The organism is Pseudomonas sp. PAMC 25886 (assembly GCF_000242655.1).
Taxonomy (GTDB): domain Bacteria; phylum Pseudomonadota; class Gammaproteobacteria; order Pseudomonadales; family Pseudomonadaceae; genus Aquipseudomonas.
In genome coordinates this window covers 14,496-31,353 of sequence record NZ_AHHC01000049.1, presented here as the reverse complement: position 1 = coordinate 31,353, position 16,858 = coordinate 14,496, and the positions used below count along the sequence as shown (strand labels likewise).

General features: G+C 62.6%; 13 protein-coding genes. 1 reads left to right on the top strand and 12 read right to left on the bottom strand.

What is annotated here, in order from left to right; genetic code table 11:
* Positions 1 to 674 precede the first annotated feature (674 nt).
* Positions 675 to 1,784 carry a DSD1 family PLP-dependent enzyme gene (locus MUM_RS0115445; protein ID WP_010171320.1) on the bottom strand — a complete coding sequence of 370 codons (1,110 nt, stop codon included), beginning with the start codon at positions 1,782 to 1,784 and terminating at the stop codon, positions 675 to 677.
* A gap of 57 nt (positions 1,785 to 1,841) precedes the next feature.
* Between MUM_RS0115445 and MUM_RS0115440 the strand changes: the two genes are divergently transcribed.
* Positions 1,842 to 2,468, top strand: a complete 627-nt coding sequence (locus tag MUM_RS0115440; RefSeq protein WP_010171318.1) for a helix-turn-helix transcriptional regulator — start codon at positions 1,842 to 1,844, stop codon at positions 2,466 to 2,468.
* Between the two features lies 1 nt (position 2,469).
* Here the strand turns inward: MUM_RS0115440 and MUM_RS0115435 are convergent, their stop codons facing one another.
* From MUM_RS0115435 to MUM_RS0115385, 11 genes are all read right to left on the bottom strand, one after another.
* A complete protein-coding gene (locus MUM_RS0115435; protein WP_010171316.1) occupies positions 2,470 to 2,847 on the bottom strand; it encodes a RidA family protein in 378 nt (125 codons plus the stop codon).
* 12 nt (positions 2,848 to 2,859) lie between these two features.
* Positions 2,860 to 4,107: a dicarboxylate/amino acid:cation symporter gene (locus tag MUM_RS0115430; RefSeq protein ID WP_010171313.1), complete on the bottom strand. Its 1,248-nt coding sequence runs from the start codon at positions 4,105 to 4,107 to the stop codon at positions 2,860 to 2,862.
* A gap of 131 nt (positions 4,108 to 4,238) precedes the next feature.
* Positions 4,239 to 5,198 carry a threo-3-hydroxy-L-aspartate ammonia-lyase gene (locus tag MUM_RS0115425; protein WP_010171311.1) on the bottom strand — a complete coding sequence of 320 codons (960 nt, stop codon included), beginning with the start codon at positions 5,196 to 5,198 and terminating at the stop codon, positions 4,239 to 4,241.
* Between the two features lie 105 nt (positions 5,199 to 5,303).
* Positions 5,304 to 6,092: an ABC transporter ATP-binding protein gene (locus tag MUM_RS0115420; protein ID WP_029615923.1), complete on the bottom strand. Its 789-nt coding sequence runs from the start codon at positions 6,090 to 6,092 to the stop codon at positions 5,304 to 5,306.
* A gap of 11 nt (positions 6,093 to 6,103) precedes the next feature.
* Complete coding sequence (locus MUM_RS0115415) at positions 6,104 to 6,862, bottom strand: ABC transporter permease (RefSeq protein ID WP_010171307.1); 759 nt, start codon at positions 6,860 to 6,862, stop codon at positions 6,104 to 6,106.
* A gap of 9 nt (positions 6,863 to 6,871) precedes the next feature.
* A complete protein-coding gene (locus tag MUM_RS0115410) occupies positions 6,872 to 7,633 on the bottom strand; it encodes an ABC transporter permease (protein WP_010171305.1) in 762 nt (253 codons plus the stop codon).
* 260 nt (positions 7,634 to 7,893) lie between these two features.
* Positions 7,894 to 10,356 (bottom strand): TonB-dependent receptor plug domain-containing protein, encoded by a 2,463-nt coding sequence (locus tag MUM_RS0115405; RefSeq protein WP_010171303.1) that lies wholly within the window; start codon positions 10,354 to 10,356, stop codon positions 7,894 to 7,896.
* A 200-nt stretch (positions 10,357 to 10,556) separates the two neighbouring features.
* Positions 10,557 to 12,821, bottom strand: a complete 2,265-nt coding sequence (locus MUM_RS0115400) for a TonB-dependent receptor (RefSeq protein WP_010171301.1) — start codon at positions 12,819 to 12,821, stop codon at positions 10,557 to 10,559.
* 275 nt (positions 12,822 to 13,096) lie between these two features.
* A complete protein-coding gene (locus MUM_RS0115395) occupies positions 13,097 to 14,155 on the bottom strand; it encodes an ABC transporter substrate-binding protein (protein ID WP_003212534.1) in 1,059 nt (352 codons plus the stop codon).
* Positions 14,156 to 14,281: 126 nt separating this feature from the next.
* Positions 14,282 to 15,331, bottom strand: a complete 1,050-nt coding sequence (locus MUM_RS0115390; RefSeq protein ID WP_010171298.1) for an ABC transporter substrate-binding protein — start codon at positions 15,329 to 15,331, stop codon at positions 14,282 to 14,284.
* A 20-nt stretch (positions 15,332 to 15,351) separates the two neighbouring features.
* Positions 15,352 to 16,503, bottom strand: a complete 1,152-nt coding sequence (locus MUM_RS0115385; RefSeq protein ID WP_010171296.1) for an LLM class flavin-dependent oxidoreductase — start codon at positions 16,501 to 16,503, stop codon at positions 15,352 to 15,354.
* Positions 16,504 to 16,858: the final 355 nt, after the last annotated feature.

Genomic DNA, 16,858 nt, shown 5'->3' with positions numbered 1-16,858 from the left:
CCCTGCCCCGTCGCGGCTAAACCGGCGTCCTGCCGGTTTACCCGCTCCTCAATCCCTGCGTTCGGCCTCGGGCTTATTGGGGCAGTCAGAGCCAGATCAAGATCAAAAGCAAGAGCACAGCGGCCTACAGGCCGGCTTGAGTGGTAGAAGCCAGATCAAAAGCGAAAGCCAAAGCGAAAACCAAATCTGAAACTGCTGCGGCTCTGCTTTTCTGTAGGAGCTGGCTTGCCGGCGATGCAGACACCTCGGTTTTTCAGGTACACCCAGTAGATGCCATCGCAGGCAAGCCAGCTCCCACATTTGACCGTGCCCGCTGTAGATTTTGATCTTGATGTTGCCTTTGCTTCACACCACTCAAGCCGGCCTGTAGGCCGCTGTGCTGTTGATCTGCTTTTGATCTTGATCTTAGGCGCCCCGTTAAACCACGCTGGCCGAACGCAGGTAGTACGGAGCGGGTAAACCGGCAGGACGCCGGTTTAGCCGCGACGGGGCAGGGACGCCCCGTCGCGGCGGCCCGCGGAGTAGTACCGGAGAGAGGGCACACCGAGCCTGGGCGAGGTGCCGAGTGGTGGGGCAAGAGCCTTTTGGTTACTTTTGGGCTCCTTTCAAAAGTGACCCGCTGTAAGAGCGGAACCCATCGAAGCCATCACCCAAATAACGGATATGCCCCCAATCTACCACCCCCGCAACCGCCCCCAAACCTGCACATCCCCGTTCTCCAACAACGCGCTATAGCTGCCGAACTGCGTCCCCGTAGCACACGCATGGTTAGGCAAAACCCTGAGCCGCGTCCCCAGCGGAAACCGCTCAACCACATCCACCGAAACGCCGTCGAACCAAGCCACTCCATGCTCCTGATTCGCGCTGCCCACCACCAACCCCTCAATCACCTCACCGCCCTCGGTACACACCTGCCCGTACCCAAAATCCCGCTTCTGCGACTGCGTCCCACGGTCCCGACTCATCGCCATCCACCCCGCATCGGTAATGATCCAGCCTTTCTCCGGCTGATGCCCGATCACCGTAGTCAGCACACTCAACACCAGCTCATCAACGCGGCACACCCCAACGTTATGCATCACCAAATCAAAAAACGCATAAACCCCGGCCCGCAGCTCAGTCACACCCTCCAGGCTGACCGCCGACAGCGCCGTCGGCGTCGAACCCACACTCACCTGCGAACAAGGCAAGCCCGCCCCCCGAATCACCTCGGCCGCTGCAACACAGCGCGCCCGTTCCTGCTCGGCTATCGCCCGCAATGCCTCAGGCGTATCCAGCCCGTAGCTTTCCCCGGCATGAGTCAACACCCCGGCAAGCATCCCGCCGCCATGCAGCAGCCTGGCGATCTCCAGCAACAACGGATCCTGAGGCTTCACCCCGGACCGGTGCCCATCACAGTCAATCTCAATCAGCACCGCAAAAACCTCACCCTGCAGCGCACCAAACTCGACAATCGCCCGGGCCCCGGCAAGGCTGTCGGTGATCAGCGTCAGCGCACACCCCTGACGACGCAACGCCAACGCCTGGGGCAATTTATGCGGCGCCATTGCCACCGCATACAGAACGTCGCGAATGCCGAGGTCGAAAAAATACTCGGCCTCCTTCAACGTCGAAACCGTAATCCCCGTGGCCCCTGACGCGATTTGCGCCGCCACTACCCCGGCGCATTTGTGGGTCTTCACATGGGGCCGCAAGCTCACCCCCAAGTCATCGGCGCGCCGCTGCATACGCAGGATATTGCGCTGCATCCGGCTGACATCCAGCAAAGCGGTCGGGGTATCCATCGTGCACACTCCAAAAGGTAAATTGACGGTCTATCCAGTACTGGATATGTTGTCTGAATGAAAAAACACACTCCCGAACAAGCGGCCCTGATCAGCCAACTCGAACAGATTGCCGAAGGCCTGAGCAAGACCTTCAGCCCGTTTTGCGAGGTCGTGCTGCACGACCTGCGCGACCCGCAGCACGCAATCATGGCCATCCACAACAACCTCTCCGGGCGCCAGCCGGGAGACCCCGCGACCGAGCTGGGCCTGGCGCGGATTGCCGACCCCGAGTACCCGCAGGTGATCGCCAACTACCAGAACCAGTTCGCCGATGGCCGCCAGGTCAAGAGCACTTCCATCGGTATCAAGGACTCCACCGGCAAGTACGTCGCGGCTTTGTGCATGAACGTCGACCTCTCGTTGTTCCGTGGCTTGCAGGGCATGCTGGAACAGTTCGGCTCGGTCAGCGGCGACCGGCCCGCCGAGTCTCTCGACCCGTCCGGTGCCGATGCCATTCGTGCGCGTATCGACCAGTTCGCCGCACGCCTGGCGACCACGCCACGTGCGCTGAAGGCCGCCGACCGCCGCTTGCTGATGCAAGAACTCAAGGACGCCGGCGTGATGGACATTCGACGGGCCATGGAAACGGTTGCCTCGCACCTTGGGGTCTCGCGGGCGGCGGTCTACACCTACGCCAAATGACCTACGCCGAACGCGCCACGGCTTCGATTTCAATCAGGTAGCCGTGGTGCAGTTCCGGCACCGGCACCACCGCGCGGGCAGGGCGGTGGTCCCCCAGCGCGGCGGCGTACAAGCCATCGAATTCAGGCCAGTGTTTTACCCCCACCACATACACCGTGACTTTCACCAGGTCTGCGGGTGAGCCGCCTGCGGCCTTCAAAATCGCCAACAGATTGTCCAGCGCCACTTGAGCCTGTTCGGCAAACGACGCATCAATGTTGTGGCGCCCGTCCGGGCTCACCGGTAATTGCCCGGAGATATACAGCGTGCCCTGATGGCTGACGGCCTGGGCGTAGTGACCGGCAGGCTGGGAGGCAGTGGGTGTGTGGTGAATCTTCATGATCGGCAGTTCTCAGGCAATGGAGGGAAGGGGAGCAGGTTGTTCATCGGTGGCACCGTGACCAATCACCGCCGTGGCCACGCCGCAGCCGAACACATTGGTGGCGGTTCGGCCCATGTCGAGGATCGGGTCTACCGCCAGGATCAGCAGCAAGCCGGCTTCCGGCAGACCCACCATCGGCAGGCCGGCCGCGAGCACCACCAGTGAGCCGCGGGCCACGCCGGCGGTGCCCTTGCTGATCACCAGCAGGGTCAGCAGGATCATTACCTGGTGGCTGAAGCTCATCTCGATGCCATAGGCCTGGGCAATGAACATCACGATAAACGCCTGGTACATCATCGAACCGTCGAGGTTGAATGAGTAACCCAGGGGCAGCACAAAGCTGTTGATACGCTTGGGCGAGCCGAAGCTGTCCAGGGCGGCGATGGTCTTGGGGTAGGCGGCTTCACTGCTGGCGGTGGAGAACGCCAGCAACACCGGGCTGCGCAGCAGCCGCAGCAATTGCCGCAAGCGTGCGCCCAGCGCCAGGTAACCCACGCCGCTGATCACCAGCCACAGCACCGCCAGGCCGAGGTAGAACTGCGCGATCAACTTGCCAAAGCTGACCACCATCCCCAACCCGTAAAGGCTGATGGTGGCGGCAATCGCGGCAAATACCGCCAGCGGTGCAATCACCATCACGTACTCGGTGATGCGGAACATCACCTGGGTCAACTCTTCCAGCACGTGCAGGATCGGCGACCTGGCGCTGCCCTTGACGAAGGCTAGCGCGGCGCCGAAGAACAACGAAAACACCACGATTTGCAGCACTTCATTGTTGCCCATGGCCTCAACGATGCTGCGTGGGAACACATGGGACAAAAAGCCCGACAGGTTGAAGGTGGCGGTGTTCAAACCGCTGCTGCCGTTCGCCGCCACGCTCAGGTTAAGCCCCGCGCCCGGCTGGAACAGGTTGGCCAATACCAGGCCGATCAGCAGCGACACTACCGACGCAATCAGGAACCAGGCCATCGCCTTGAACCCGACGCGGCCGATAGAGCCACTGTCTGCCATGCTCGCCACGCCACTGATCAACGTCGCCAGCACCAGCGGCGCGATGACCATCTTGATCAGGCGCAAAAATACGTCGGTCACCATGCTCAAGTAACCGACGATGGTCTTGGCAGTGTCGGCGTCCAGTCGGGCGTGCAGTACGGCCCCCACCAGCACACCGAGGATGATCGCAATCACGATGGCCCGGGCCAGGTAACGATTTTTCATAAGCACCTCTTGTTGTTAAAGCCTCGGGAAAACCCGGGCGTTTTTATCGGCGGCAGAAATTGCAGGCAGCCGGAAACCGTGTGGCAAGCACGCTCGCCACAGTCGGGTTCAGTGTTTTTTTGTTGGAAGGCTTAGCCCTGTAGCAGGCTCGCGTACTTCTCGATATCGACGTTGCCGCCCGTCACGATGATGCCCACGCGCTGGCCCTTGAATTGATCCTTCACGCTGCGCAACGCCGCGAGACCCAGGCAACCGGTGGGCTCCACGACCATTTTCATGCGCTGCATGAAGAACTTCATCGCTGCGACCAATTCGGCGTCCGAGACGGTAAGGATGTCAGTGACCTGCTCGCGAATGATCGGAAAGGTGTGGTGGCCCAGATGCTGGGTCTGCGCGCCGTCGGCGATGGTGGCGGGAGTATCGATGTGCACGATGCTGCCGGTCTGGAAGGAGCGCTGGCCGTCATTCCCGGCTTCGGGCTCGACCCCGTACAGCAGGCAATCGGGCGACAGCGCTCGAGTGGCCAATGCCGTGCCGGAGAGCATGCCGCCACCGCCCAGGCCAACAAACAAGGCGTCCAGGGGGCCGGTGAATTCCAGCAGCTCCTTGGCGGCAGTGCCCTGGCCGGCGAGTACGTCCGGGTGGTCGTAGGAAGGAATCAGGGTCATGCCGTGCTGCTCGGCCAGGGTGCGGCCGATCTGTTCGCGGTCTTCGGTGATGCGGTCGTAGAACACCACGGTCGCGCCGTATTCCCGGGTGGCGGCGACCTTGGCGGCCGGTGCGTCGGTGGGCATTACGAGGGTGGCCGGCATCTGCAACAGACGCGCGGCCAGGGCGATGCCTTGGGCGTGATTGCCCGAGGAAAACGCCACCACACCGGCCTTGCGCTGCGCCTCGTCAAACCGTGAAAGCGCATTGAACGCGCCGCGAAACTTGAATGAACCGGTGCGTTGCAGGTTTTCGCACTTGATGAACACCTGGGCCCCGGTCTCGGCGTCGAGGGTGCGCGAGGTGAACACCGGCGTGCGGTTGGCGAAGCCCTCCAGGCGTTCGGCGGCTTTGATCACGTCATGGTACGAAGACAATTGCATGGAAAGGACCTCTGAAAATGAACCGGGCACGGGCGCATTGCATTTGTTGTCTGGATAAAATATCCATAACTATACAAAATGTAAAGCGCTGCATGCCCAGGGTTTTCAGTGCCCGACCAGCTCCTCCAGCAACTGCTCTTTGTAGCCTTGCAATACCGATGAGCTGCGCTCCCTCGGATGCGGCAAGTCCACCCGGATTTCATGTTTGATTCGCCCTGGGTGGGCATCCATCACGATCACCCGGTCCCCCAGGTACAACGCCTCTTCGATGTCATGGGTGACCATGATCACCGTGCAGCGCTGCTGCACCCAGATCCGTTGCAGTTCACGCTGCAAATGCACCCGGGTCAGGGCATCGAGGGCGCCCAGTGGTTCATCGAGCAACAGCACCTTGGGTGTGTTGATCAGCGCCCGGGCGATCGCCGCACGTTGCGCCATGCCGCCGGAGAGCTGGTGGGGGTAGGCGTTTTCGAAGCCGGTGAGGTTGACCAGGGCGATGTGTTCGGCCACCTGCCGATCCTTTTCGGCCTGGGTCAGTTTGTGATTTTTCAGGGCCAGGGCGATGTTCTGGCTGACGGTCATCCACGGGAACAGGCGGTGGTCCTGGAACACAATGCCGCGCTCCAGGCTGGTGGCGGCAATGCGTTGGCCGTCCAGCAGGATGTCGCCTTCGTACTCGGCCTCCAGCCCGACAATCAGCCGCAGCAAGGTGGATTTGCCGCAGCCGCTGGCGCCGACGATGCTGACAAACTCCCCGGGGCGCACGTCGAGGTTGATGTTGTGCAACACCGGCAGCGGCTTGCCTTCGATCCGGTAGGCCTTGTTCAGGCCGCGAATCTGCAGGGCGCCGGTCTGCACGGCGGTGTGGAGGGCGTGGTGGGCGATTGCGTTCATGTTCATGGCCTTCAACGAAGATTGCGCCAGCGCAGCACGTGGCGGCTGAGGCGGGTAAACAGCAGGTTCATCAGGTAGCCCAGCAGGCCGATGCACAGCACGCTGAGCACGATCACTTCCATGCGCGAGCCGGCCTCGGCGTTCATCATCAGGTTGCCCAGGCCGGCACCGGAGGACAGGAACAGTTCGCTCCCGATGGCGGTGACCCAGGCGAAGGCGAGGGCATGCAGCACGCCGGTCGCGATACTCGGCAGCGCCGCCGGCAGCAGCACATGCACGAACTGCTGCACCGGGCTGAGCACCAGCACTTGGCCGACTTCACGATAACGCCGCTCCACATGGCTGAAGCCCTGGTAGGTGTTGAGCACCATCGGGTAGAAGGCCGCGAGGCTGACGATCAGCACCTTGGAAAATTCGCCATTGCCGAACCACATGGCAATCAACGGAATCCAGCCCAGCATCGGCACCTGGCGGATCGAATGGAACAACGGGCCGATCAAACGGTTGGCCACGCCGGACAGCGCCATCAGCACCCCCAGCACCACGCCGAACAGGATGCCCAGGGCCAGGCCACTGCTGGTGCGGGCCAGGCTGGCCAGCAGGTTGACCAGCAGCTCGCCGTTGCCGAGCATCTCCAGCAACGCCGAGCCAATCGCCGACAGCGGCACGAAGGCATACGCGCCGGCCGCGTCCTGGCGCGAGGCGTATTCCCAGGCGAGGATCAACAACAGTGGCAGCAACAGGCCGCGGGACTTTTTCAAGAGGTTCATGCCGGGCTCCTAGCGGGTTTGCCAGCGAAACAGCCGCTGTTCCAGTGAGCGAAAGCCAAAGTCGAGGGCAAAACCGATCACCCCGGTGACCACCACGCCCACCATCACCACGTCGATGCGCAGCATCTGCCGGGCCATCTCGATCATTTGCCCCAGGCCGCTGTCGGCCGCCAGCAACTCGGTGGCCACCAGCACCACCCAGGCGCGGGTCAGGCTGATGCGAAAACCGGTGATGATCGGCGGCGCGGCAGCGGGCAGGGCGATGCGCCAGACGAAGGTCGGCCAGCGCAGGCGGTACACGTCGGCCACTTCGAAATAGCTGCGGGGAATGCCCTTGACCCCCTCGCTGGCGGCCAGGGCCACCGGGAAAAACGCGGTCTTGGCGACGATGATGATCTTGAAGGTTTCATCAATGCCGAACAGCAGCACAAACATCGGGATCAGCGCGATGCTGGGGATCTGGCGCAGGGTGTGGAACAGCGGCGCGCAATACACCTCGACGTTCTTGGACAAGGCCATCAGCACGCCAAAGGCCAGGCCGCACAGCGAACCGATGCCAAAGCCCAGGCCGAGGCGCGACAGGCTGTTGCCCAGGTGTTCAGCGAGTTCGCCGCTGGCGAGCAGTTCTTCGAAGGTGTGCAGGACCTGGGCCGGCGGTACCAGCAGGTTGCGCGGGAAGATCCCGAGGTGCGCCACCAGCGCCCAGGTGGCGAGCAGGGCGAGGGGCGAGATGAGCCAGGTCAGGGCAGTCAGTAATCGGTAGGGGCGCATGGCGGGTCTTATTTCAGCGAAGTACTGGGGGAGCATCGCAAGACATGTGCCACTGAACACAACAGAGGAGAACAATGAAGGCCAAATGTGGGAGCTGGCTTGCCTGCGATGACGGTGGGCCAGCAAACATTGAGGCTGGCTGATCCACCGTTATCGCAGGCAAGCCAGCTCCCACAATGCATGGGTGTATATCCGAATGCCCGAATGATGCCTGGCCAACAATGGGCTGCTGCTCCAGCAACACCCCATCAGCAATCCCCTCAGAAGTCGTAGCTCACACTGGTGTAGTAAAACGCACCCTGCGCACCTTCAGGACTGGTGATCGAGTAGATCGGCACTCCATACAGCTGCGCGCCGGAGGCCTTGTCCGGGTGGGTATTGAACAGGTTGGTCGCGCCGGCGGAAAGCTTGATCCCCTTGCCGAGGTTGTAGGACACGTCCAGGTCGGTGACCCATTGCGGGCTGAACGTCTGGTCGAGGTTCGGGTTGGCGGCGTTGAGGCTTTTCCATTCGCCATAACGGCGCTGGGCTACGGTGACGCCCCATTGTTCATAGGCCCAGTTGGCGCTGAGGGTCAGCTTGTAGTCCGGCGTACCGTGTTCGATCAGGCCTTGGGTCGTGCGGCCGATGATCTGGTTGCCGGCGATGTTGCCGACGTTGCGCAGGTCGGTGATTTGCGTGCGGTTACGCGCGTAGCCGGCATTGAAGTTCACCCGGCCCCATTGCTGCAGATTGAGTTTGTAGTTGCCGGTCAGCTCGATACCGTCGGTGCGGGTGTCGGCGATGTTGGTGTAGAACGCCGCGCTCTGGATATTGGCGTAAGGCGTGCCGGCGAAGATCGGCGAGACCACCGAGGCCGGCAATTGGTCGGAGAGCGTGATGCGGTTATTGATGTTGATGCGGTAGGCGTCCACCGTTACCGATGCGTTATCCAGCGGTTGCCAGACCAGGCCCAGCGAGTAGTTGGTCGACTCCTCGGGCTTGAGCTGGGTGCCGCCCAGGGCCTGGGCTTCCGGGCTGTTGGCGCGCAGGGTGCGCTGTTGCACCTCCACGTAGTTGCCGCTGCCCGGTGGCTGCTCCACCACCTGCACACTGAACGACGACATGCCGCTCTGGGCCAGGGACGGCGCACGATAGCCGGTGCTGGCGCTGGCCCGTGCGGCGATCTGCGGGGTGAAATCGTAGCGCAGCGACAGCTTGCCGTTGGTGGTGTCGCCAAAGTCCGAATAGTGTTCGGTGCGCACTGCAACGCCGGCCTGGAACTTCTCGGTGACCTGGCCTTCGACATCCACATACGCGCCCAGCACCTTGCGTTGCAGCGAGGCGGCATCCACCGGGGTGATCCCCGAGTAATACCCGGCGAGCCGGCGCCCGGTCACCGGGTCGATGGTGTTGAACAGCGGGCCATTTTGCGACGCCGCCGGCGCGCCTGCGCTCAATTGGTAGTTCTCCTGGCGCCAGGCCAGGCCTGCGGAAACGGTCAATGGCTTGAACAGCAAGTCGGTGGGGAAATCCCGTACCCAGTCCAGGGTCACGTTGGTCTGGTCGTTCTTGCGCTCGCCGGTGTAGATCGTCGACGGGCTGTTGGCGCCCCAGCTGGGGTTGATCGCGTTGTAGTCGGTGGACTTGACGATGTTGGTGCCGTGGTTCAGCGCCAGGTCGAACTTGCCCAACTGCTCGTTTTCGTAACGCAGGCCGCCGGTGGCGGCATAGTCTTCCAGGGTGTAGCGGGTGATCGGCAAACGCCCGTCCGGGTAGCGCTGCAAGGAAACGCTGCCGTAGTTGTTGTACAGCGCGGTGGGCGGGTCGAAGAAACCGGTGGAGTCAGTGTTCTTGTGGGAGTAGGTGGCAAAGCCGTAGGCGGTCAGCCCTTCGCCAACGCCCATCTCGCTGTTGGCCAGGAAGTTGTACTGGTCGGAGACATTGTTGGAGCCCCAGTTCCAGGTGCGGTAGCGGTTGTTCTGTTCGCGCGGTGTATTGACGCTGGTATCGCCGCGATAAAAGATCCGGTTGTCCGGGTTGGTGTCGCTGGCCGGGTCCTGGCTGCCGGCATCGAAACTCAGGGTCAGGAAGCCGTCGTTGGGCAGCTCGAAGCCTTTCCAGCCGCTGTACTTGCGCTGCATGCCGTCGCCCTTGTTGTAGCCACCGAAGCGATAGCCGACGTTGCCGCCGTCGTCCTTCTGCTTGAGCACGATGTTGATCACCCCGGCGATGGCATCGGAGCCGTATTGGGCGGCGGCGCCGTCACGCAGGATCTCCACGTGGTCGATCGCACTCAACGGGATCAGGCTCAAGTCCACCGCCGCCGCGCCCCGGCCGTTGGCGAGGCTTTGGCGGGTGATGTTGGCGCTGGTGTGGCGGCGCTTGCCATCCACCAGCACCAGCACCTGGTCGGACGCCAGGCCGCGCAGCGAGGCGCCTTGGGCGATGGACCCGGCGAACGCGCCTTGAGGCGACTGCGGGAAGCTGAAGGACGGCGACAGCGCGGTCAGGGCGCCGGACAGGTCGGCAGCGCCGGTTTGCTGCAACTGCTCGCCGCTCAGCACATCCACCGGCGCGGCGCTTTGCAGGGCGGTGACATCGCTGCGACGGGTACCGAGTACTACCACGGTGTCGAGGCTGTCGTTCTTGGCGGTGGGCTGCGTCTCGGCGGCTACAGCGGGCACGGCAAGGCTGCCCATGACCAGCGCGATGGCGCCGGCCAACGGAGTACGTTGGAACATAGAAAGGTCCTTTCGAAGAGTGTTGGCGATGGCGGGCCGGACGCTATGGTTCAAACAAAGAAGGTCAACTGTGGGAGCTGGCTTGCCTGCGATGATGGCGGCACAGCCACATAGTGGTTGGCTGACCCACCGCTATCGCAGGCAAGCCAGCTCCCACATTTGATCTCCGGCGTTTGGTGAATAGTGTCCGGCGGCTGAAGTCAGAAGCGGCTGGTCACGCTCAGCCCCACGGTGCGCGGGTCGCCATAGGTGATCACGTACTGCCCCAATCCACCGTTCGGCCGGCCATGCACCTGGTAGCGGCGATCGGTGAGGTTGTTCACAAACCCGGTGACGCTGAGTTTTTCGTCGGCGCTGTACCAGGTCAGGCGGCTGTTGGCCAAGGTGTAGTGCGGTTGGCTCAAGTCCTTGTCGGCACTGCTCTGGCGGTCGGCGAGGAAGTATTCCTTGTCGCGGAAACTCACGTCGGCACCGGCCACCAGCTTGCCGCCGATCTCCAGCGGGATGGTGTAGTCGCCACCCAGCGACACCACGTTGCGCGGCGAGCGCACGAAGCTGTTGCCGCTGTAGTCACCGGTGACCGCACCGGTGTTGGGGTTGGTGTTCTTGAAGTCGGTGTATTCGGAGTCAAGGAACGAAATCGCCGCCCGCAGGTGCAGGTAGTCGGTGGGCTGGCCTTCCAGTTCCAGCTCGGCACCCTTGACCTTGCCCTTGGCGCCGTTGGTCAGCGCGGTGGTCAGTACGCCGTTGTTGACGGTCAGCAGGTTGACCTGAATGTCCGAGTAGTCGTAGTAGAAGATGTTCGCGTTGGCCGTCAGGCGGTGGTTGAACCACTCGGACTTGACGCCGAATTCGTAGGCGTCGAGTTGTTCCGGGTCCACCGTGGTCAGTTGCGACAGGCTGGTGGACAGCCCGGTGTTGAAGCCGCCCGAACGGAAGCCGTGGGCATAGCGGAAGAACACCCGCACGTTGTCGTTGATCCGGTATTCCGGGGTCAGGTCATAGGTCCAGGCTTCCCAGGTCTTGTCTTCCTGACGGTTGCCGTTGGTGCCGACGCCCGCCAGGGGAATCAGCGGGCCGTTGGCGGTGGCGCGGGTCAACTGGGTGAGGTTGAGGTCGATGTCTTTCTTTTCCTGGGTCCAGCGCAGGCCACCGGTCACGCTGAAATTGTCGGTGAGGTCGTAGGTCAGGTTGCCGAACAGCGCGTAGCTATCGGTGGTGTGGTTGTAGTTCAGGTCACGAAAATCCGTCGCGCCGTTGATTTGGTTGGAGCCGGTGCCATTGGGTGTCGGGCCTGGGGCGATAAAGCGTCCGGCGCTGCTGTCCAGGTCTTCATGGAAATAGTGCGCACCGGCCAGCCAGCGCAGGGTTTCCTGCTGGGGCGAGGCCAGGCGGATTTCCTGGGAGTACTGGGTGTATTTGTTGTCGGCGGTGGAGGTGCCGTTGACCTCGTAAGGTGTGTAGTCGGCATCACCGCTGGACTGGCCACGGATGTAGTCGTAGGCGCTGATGGACGTCAGGGTGTAGTCGCCCAGGTGCCAGTTGAGGGTCAGCGACGTGCCGTCGTGGTTGAGCTTGGAGTCGTCGTCCACGTTCAGTGCAATATTGCGTCCGGCGGGGCGCGTGTAGCCCACGTTGTAGTAACGCCCGAGGGTCAGCGCACCGTTGGCGCCGTCGCCCTTGAACTCGCGGCTGTGGATCTTCCACAGCGCATCCAGGTCCGGGTTGAGCTGGGCGAAGAACTGCAGGCGCACGGCCTTCTTGTTGACGTCGCCGTAGGTGTGATCGTCGATCAGGTTTTTCTGGAAGCCGTCGCGCTCCTCGGAGTACAGCGAGATCCGTGCCGCGAGTTTTTCCGGCACCAGGGTGCCACCGATGGCGCCGTTCACGATGCGCTCGTTCTTGCTGCCAAAGCCGATCGTGCCGTAGCCATCGGTGTCGAAGGTCGGCTTCTTCGAGATGATATTGACTGCGCCCGCGGTGGTGTTCTTGCCATACAGCGTGCCCTGGGGGCCGCGCAGAATCTCGATGCGTTCGAGGTCAAACAGCGGGCCGCCACCGGCAATCGGTGCGTTCAGGTACACGTCGTCGGCGTAGATGCCCACCGGGTACACGGTGGCCGCGCCGGTGTCGCCGGTGCCCAGGCCACGGATGTACCAGCGTGGTCGACCGTCGCCGTCGGGGTTCTTCGCCGAGGCGTTGGGAATAAAGGTGGTGATGTCGCCCATCGAGCGTACGCCGTCGGCAATGATACTGGTGCCCTGGACCGCCGATACCGCCACCGGAACCTCTTGCAGGGTTTCTTCCCGGTGTTGTGCGGTGACGGTCACGGTCTTGAGCGACGGCTCGGTGTTGCTGGCGTCGTTTTCGGCTGCTTCGGCGGCCAATAAAGGTTCACTGGCGGTGCCGCCTGCCAGCAGTAAAGCGAGCCACAGGCCCTTGGTGATCGGATTAAGTGTGTGCATGAAATCTCCCCCGGAAAAGTTTCCTTGAAGGGGCTAGAGCAGAGATCGTGCCAAGCAGATTTCAGGGTCGATACATGATTGTAAGATGTTGATATATAACGATTAAAAAATTAAATAAGCGGACGTTTACGAGCGATTGAAAGCGCAGCCGAAGGCCGTTTGAAAAGCGTGTCGAAGATTCAGCAGAAGTTGCTTGGAGGGTGCTGCTGGAGCAGCAGGGGAAGTGTTGCCAGGCAAGCACTGCAGGAGCCGGCAAGCCGGCTCCTGCAGAGGGGTTAGACGGCCACGCGAGAGGTGGAGCCGATGACCTTTTCCAGCACGCTGAAATCAATCCAGTCGCGTACATCGAAGCGCCGTGGAATGAAGTTCCAGCGATGCAGGAAATCGGTGAAGTCCTGCAAGGCTTCGATGGAGCGTGAGTCCAGTGTGGTACGCAGCCGGCGATGGGCATCTTCGCCATAGGCCGCGGTCACCCAGTACTCGCTGGTGTTGAGTTCCTGGGCCAGGAAACGCCGGGTTTCGTCCGGATTCGCCCAGGCCCATTGCTCGGTACGCAGCACGGTGTCGACGATTTTCACGCTGGCGTCGAAGTGCTCCTGCAACAGGTTGATGTCCACCGTGAGGGTACGCGGCGTACCGTTGTTGGAACGGATCAGCGGGTCCGGGTGCGAGCCGGTGTCCACCACCACATGCAAGCCAAACTCGTTGGCCAGGTGCACGGCGTGGGCACCCTTGAGGAAGATCGCGTCGATATCACCGCGCAGCAGGCCGATCAGCTCGTTGTTGCGCCGGCTGAAGCGGCTCACCCCAAGGCTGGCCGGAGAACCGTAGACGTATTGCACCTGGTTGTCGCTGTAGGTGCCGCCGTAGGGATAGTCCACCAGCTCCACGTCCGAGACTTCCAGGCCTTCGAGCTTGAGGGCATTTTCCAGGCCGCGCAGGGCCTGGGCGCGGGTGAAGTCGATCTGCACGTTGGCCCATTTCGGCAGGCCGAAGCGCCGGTTTTTCAAGTCGCGCACGCTGCGCACACCGCTCTCGGCGGTGGTCAGGATCAACTGCACCTCGTCGCTCCACGACAGCCCCAGCACCCGGGTTTCCACGCCACTGGCGTAGGCCCAGATCGCCGGGATATTTCCGCCGTGGCGCACCGAATTTTTCAGGTGATGGTCGTAATGCGCTTCGCGAACTTCGCGCTCCGTGGACTCGCGCAACGACTGGATATTGGTGCCAAAAGGCAGGAAAGCCTCCGCCAGGCGGCCGGACTGCACCGCAATGCCGAGGCCGGTGGGAACCGGACTGTGGGTGTACCAGAGAGTATCGAGTGGTTTGCTCATAAGGGTCTTCGTTCAAATCCATGAAATAGGAAACCTTTGCAGGAGCCCGGCTTGCCGGCGATGAGGCCCGAAAGGTCATTGCCGCATTCAAGGCCGTCATCGCCGGCAAGCCGGCTCCTGCACGGGTTAGCCTGCCAGCGCGGTTTTGCCGTTCAAGAGTGCTTCCAGCGGCCGTGCATCAATCCATTCACGCACATCAAAACTTTTCGGGATAAAGCGCCAGCGGTGCAGGAAATGCGTGAAGTCCTGCAGCGCGGTAATCGCCTGTTCATCGAGCCCGGTGCGCAGGCGCAAGTGGGCGTCGTTGCCATAGGCGGCGGTGACCCAATACTCACTGCTGTTGGTTTCCTGGGCCAGGTAGCGCCGGGTTTCTTCCGGGTGGGTGTGGGCCCATTGCTCGGCGCGCAGTACCGAATCGAGGATGCCGGTGGCCACGTCAAAGTGGTTTTCCAGCAGGTTCAGGTCCACCGCCAGGGTGCGTGGCGTGCCGTTGTTGCTGCGGATCAGCGGGTCCGGGTGGGAGCCGGTGTCGATCACCGTGTGCAGGCCAAAATCATGAGCCTGCTGGGCGGCGTGGGCGCCCTTGAGGAAGATCGCATCGACCTCACCCCGCAGCAGGCCGATCAGCTCCAGGTTGCGTTCGCTGACTTTCTGCGTGACCGGCGTACCGGCGATATTGCGCACCGGGGTATCGCTGAAGGTACCGCCGTAGCGGAAGTTCTTCAGCTTCACGTCGCCGACTTTCAGGCCTTCCAGTGACAGCGCGTTCTCCAGCCCGCGCAGGGCCTGGGCGCGGGTGAAGTCGATCTGTGCGCCGGCCCAGTCCGGCAGGCCGAAGGTGCGGCCCTTGAGGTCCTTGACGGTTTTGATGCCGCTGTCCTGGCGGGTCAGGATCAGTTGCACTTCATCTGCCCACGACAACCCGATCACCCGGGTTTCCCGGCCTTGGGCGCGGGCCCAGATCGCCGGGATATTCCCGCCATGGCGTACCGAATTGCGCAGGGTGTGATCGAAGTGCGATTCGCGCACCGCTTTGTCATCGGACTCACGCAGCGACTGCACCTCGGTGCCCAGGGCACCGACGGTGTCTTGCAGCCAGCCTTTTTGCACCGCAATGCCCAGGCCGGTGGGCACGGGGCAGCGGGTGTACCAGAGCGTATCGAGAGGTTGGGTCATCAGGGGGTCTCCCACAGCGTTCAGGCGCTGGCTTTCAAAGGTTGGATGGCCGGGCGTTGGTGCACCAGCGGCAGGACTTCCTGGCCAATGCGCAACGCTTCTTCCAGGTGTGGATTGCCGGCGAGGATAAAGGTTGAGAAACCGGCGTCGCGGTACTCCACCAGGCGCTCGGCGATGTTCTGGTGGCTGCCGACCAGGCCCACGGTGGGGCCGGGCTTGGCCTTGGCAAACCCGGCCCACAGGTTGGGGCCGATGATCAGGTCGTCGAACCGGTCGACGTTCTGGTGGTACGCGGTCTGGCGCGCGCCGCCGACCGAATCCGAGCCGCTGGTAAAGCCCTTGGCGACTTGGCTGCTCTTGCCTTCGAGCTTGTCGAACTGGCGGCGCAGGTCCTTCCAGGCTTGCTCCTCGGTCTCCCGGGCGAACAGATCGACCCGCAGGCCGAAACGCACGGTGCGGCCTTGTTTGTCGGCCAATTCGCGTACGCGCTCGATGTGTGGCTTGAGCTTGTCGATGGGTTCGGCCCAGTTCAGGTACACGTCGGCGTGTTTGGCGGCGACGTCGAGGGCGGCGTCGGAGAAACCGGAGAAGTACACGCCGGGCTTGCGTTCGTGGTGCAGGCCGTGGGGCAGGGCGCCGTTTTCCAGTTGGTAGATATCGCCGTCGTAGGAGAATCTTTCGTTCTCCCAGAGGCCCTGGATGATGTCGAGGAATTCGCCGGTGCGCTTGTAGCGCAGGTCGTGTTCGAGGAAGTCACCGTTGGCGCGCTGGCTGGCGGGGTTGCCGCCGGTGATGATGTTCCATTCCACGCGGCCGCGGCTGAGGTTTTGCAGGATCGCGGCTTGTTGGGCGGCGTAGGCGGGCAGGGTCCAGGTGGCCTGGAAGGCGATCAGGAACTTGATGCGCCGGGTTTCCCGGGCCAGGGCGGCGGCGACGATCCACGGCTCGGGGCCGGTGGGCAGCAGGGCGCCTTCGAAACCGGCGAGTTCGGCGGCCTTGGCGACCTGGGCGATGTAGTCGATGTAGGTGAAGTCGTCGGGTTGGCCGTTGGGCAGGCGGCCCGGGGCGATATTGCCGGGGCGGTAGTCCGGGTTGCCGCGGTTGTGTTTGTCGGTGGTGAGTTGGGGGCCGTCGGTGCCCAGTGGCAGGCGCCAGAAGAATTCAGTGGTCATGGGTGCTCCGGAGTCAGTCGCGTGAGGTGCGGGGACCTTTTGGTATTGGGACTGCAACGGGCATGCCATGGGGGGTTGGGCCAATGGGGGCGGGGGTGTTGGGTTTTTTGGGTGGGTGGGGTGCGTCTGTAGCAACACTGGGTCAGCAGTGGGTGTTGGGGGTGAAGCAGTCGCTGTTTTGGGTGTACATATCCGTTGCTGCGGTAACGGCTGCTTAAGGTTTCGCTCTTACAGCGACTCACTTTGGAAAAGCCCCAAAGTAAGCAAAGGGCTCTGCCCCGCCTGTCGGCCCCTCGCTAAGGCTCGGTGTTCCCTCACTTCGGCATTGCTCCGCGGGCCGCCGCGACGGGGCGTC

Coding starts and splice junctions, on each gene's coding strand:
- MUM_RS0115430 (WP_010171313.1), bottom strand. CDS start 4,107: ATGAAAAATCGTTACCTGGCCCGGGCCATCGTGATTGCGATCATCCTC.
- MUM_RS0115400 (WP_010171301.1), bottom strand. CDS start 12,821: ATGCACACACTTAATCCGATCACCAAGGGCCTGTGGCTCGCTTTACTG.
- MUM_RS0115415 (WP_010171307.1), bottom strand. CDS start 6,862: ATGAACCTCTTGAAAAAGTCCCGCGGCCTGTTGCTGCCACTGTTGTTG.
- MUM_RS0115440 (WP_010171318.1), top strand. CDS start 1,842: ATGAAAAAACACACTCCCGAACAAGCGGCCCTGATCAGCCAACTCGAA.
- MUM_RS0115390 (WP_010171298.1), bottom strand. CDS start 15,331: ATGACCCAACCTCTCGATACGCTCTGGTACACCCGCTGCCCCGTGCCC.
- MUM_RS0115445 (WP_010171320.1), bottom strand. CDS start 1,784: ATGGATACCCCGACCGCTTTGCTGGATGTCAGCCGGATGCAGCGCAAT.
- MUM_RS0115385 (WP_010171296.1), bottom strand. CDS start 16,503: ATGACCACTGAATTCTTCTGGCGCCTGCCACTGGGCACCGACGGCCCC.
- MUM_RS0115405 (WP_010171303.1), bottom strand. CDS start 10,356: ATGTTCCAACGTACTCCGTTGGCCGGCGCCATCGCGCTGGTCATGGGC.
- MUM_RS0115395 (WP_003212534.1), bottom strand. CDS start 14,155: ATGAGCAAACCACTCGATACTCTCTGGTACACCCACAGTCCGGTTCCC.
- MUM_RS0115425 (WP_010171311.1), bottom strand. CDS start 5,198: ATGCAATTGTCTTCGTACCATGACGTGATCAAAGCCGCCGAACGCCTG.
- MUM_RS0115420 (WP_029615923.1), bottom strand. CDS start 6,092: ATGAACGCAATCGCCCACCACGCCCTCCACACCGCCGTGCAGACCGGC.
- MUM_RS0115435 (WP_010171316.1), bottom strand. CDS start 2,847: ATGAAGATTCACCACACACCCACTGCCTCCCAGCCTGCCGGTCACTAC.
- MUM_RS0115410 (WP_010171305.1), bottom strand. CDS start 7,633: ATGCGCCCCTACCGATTACTGACTGCCCTGACCTGGCTCATCTCGCCC.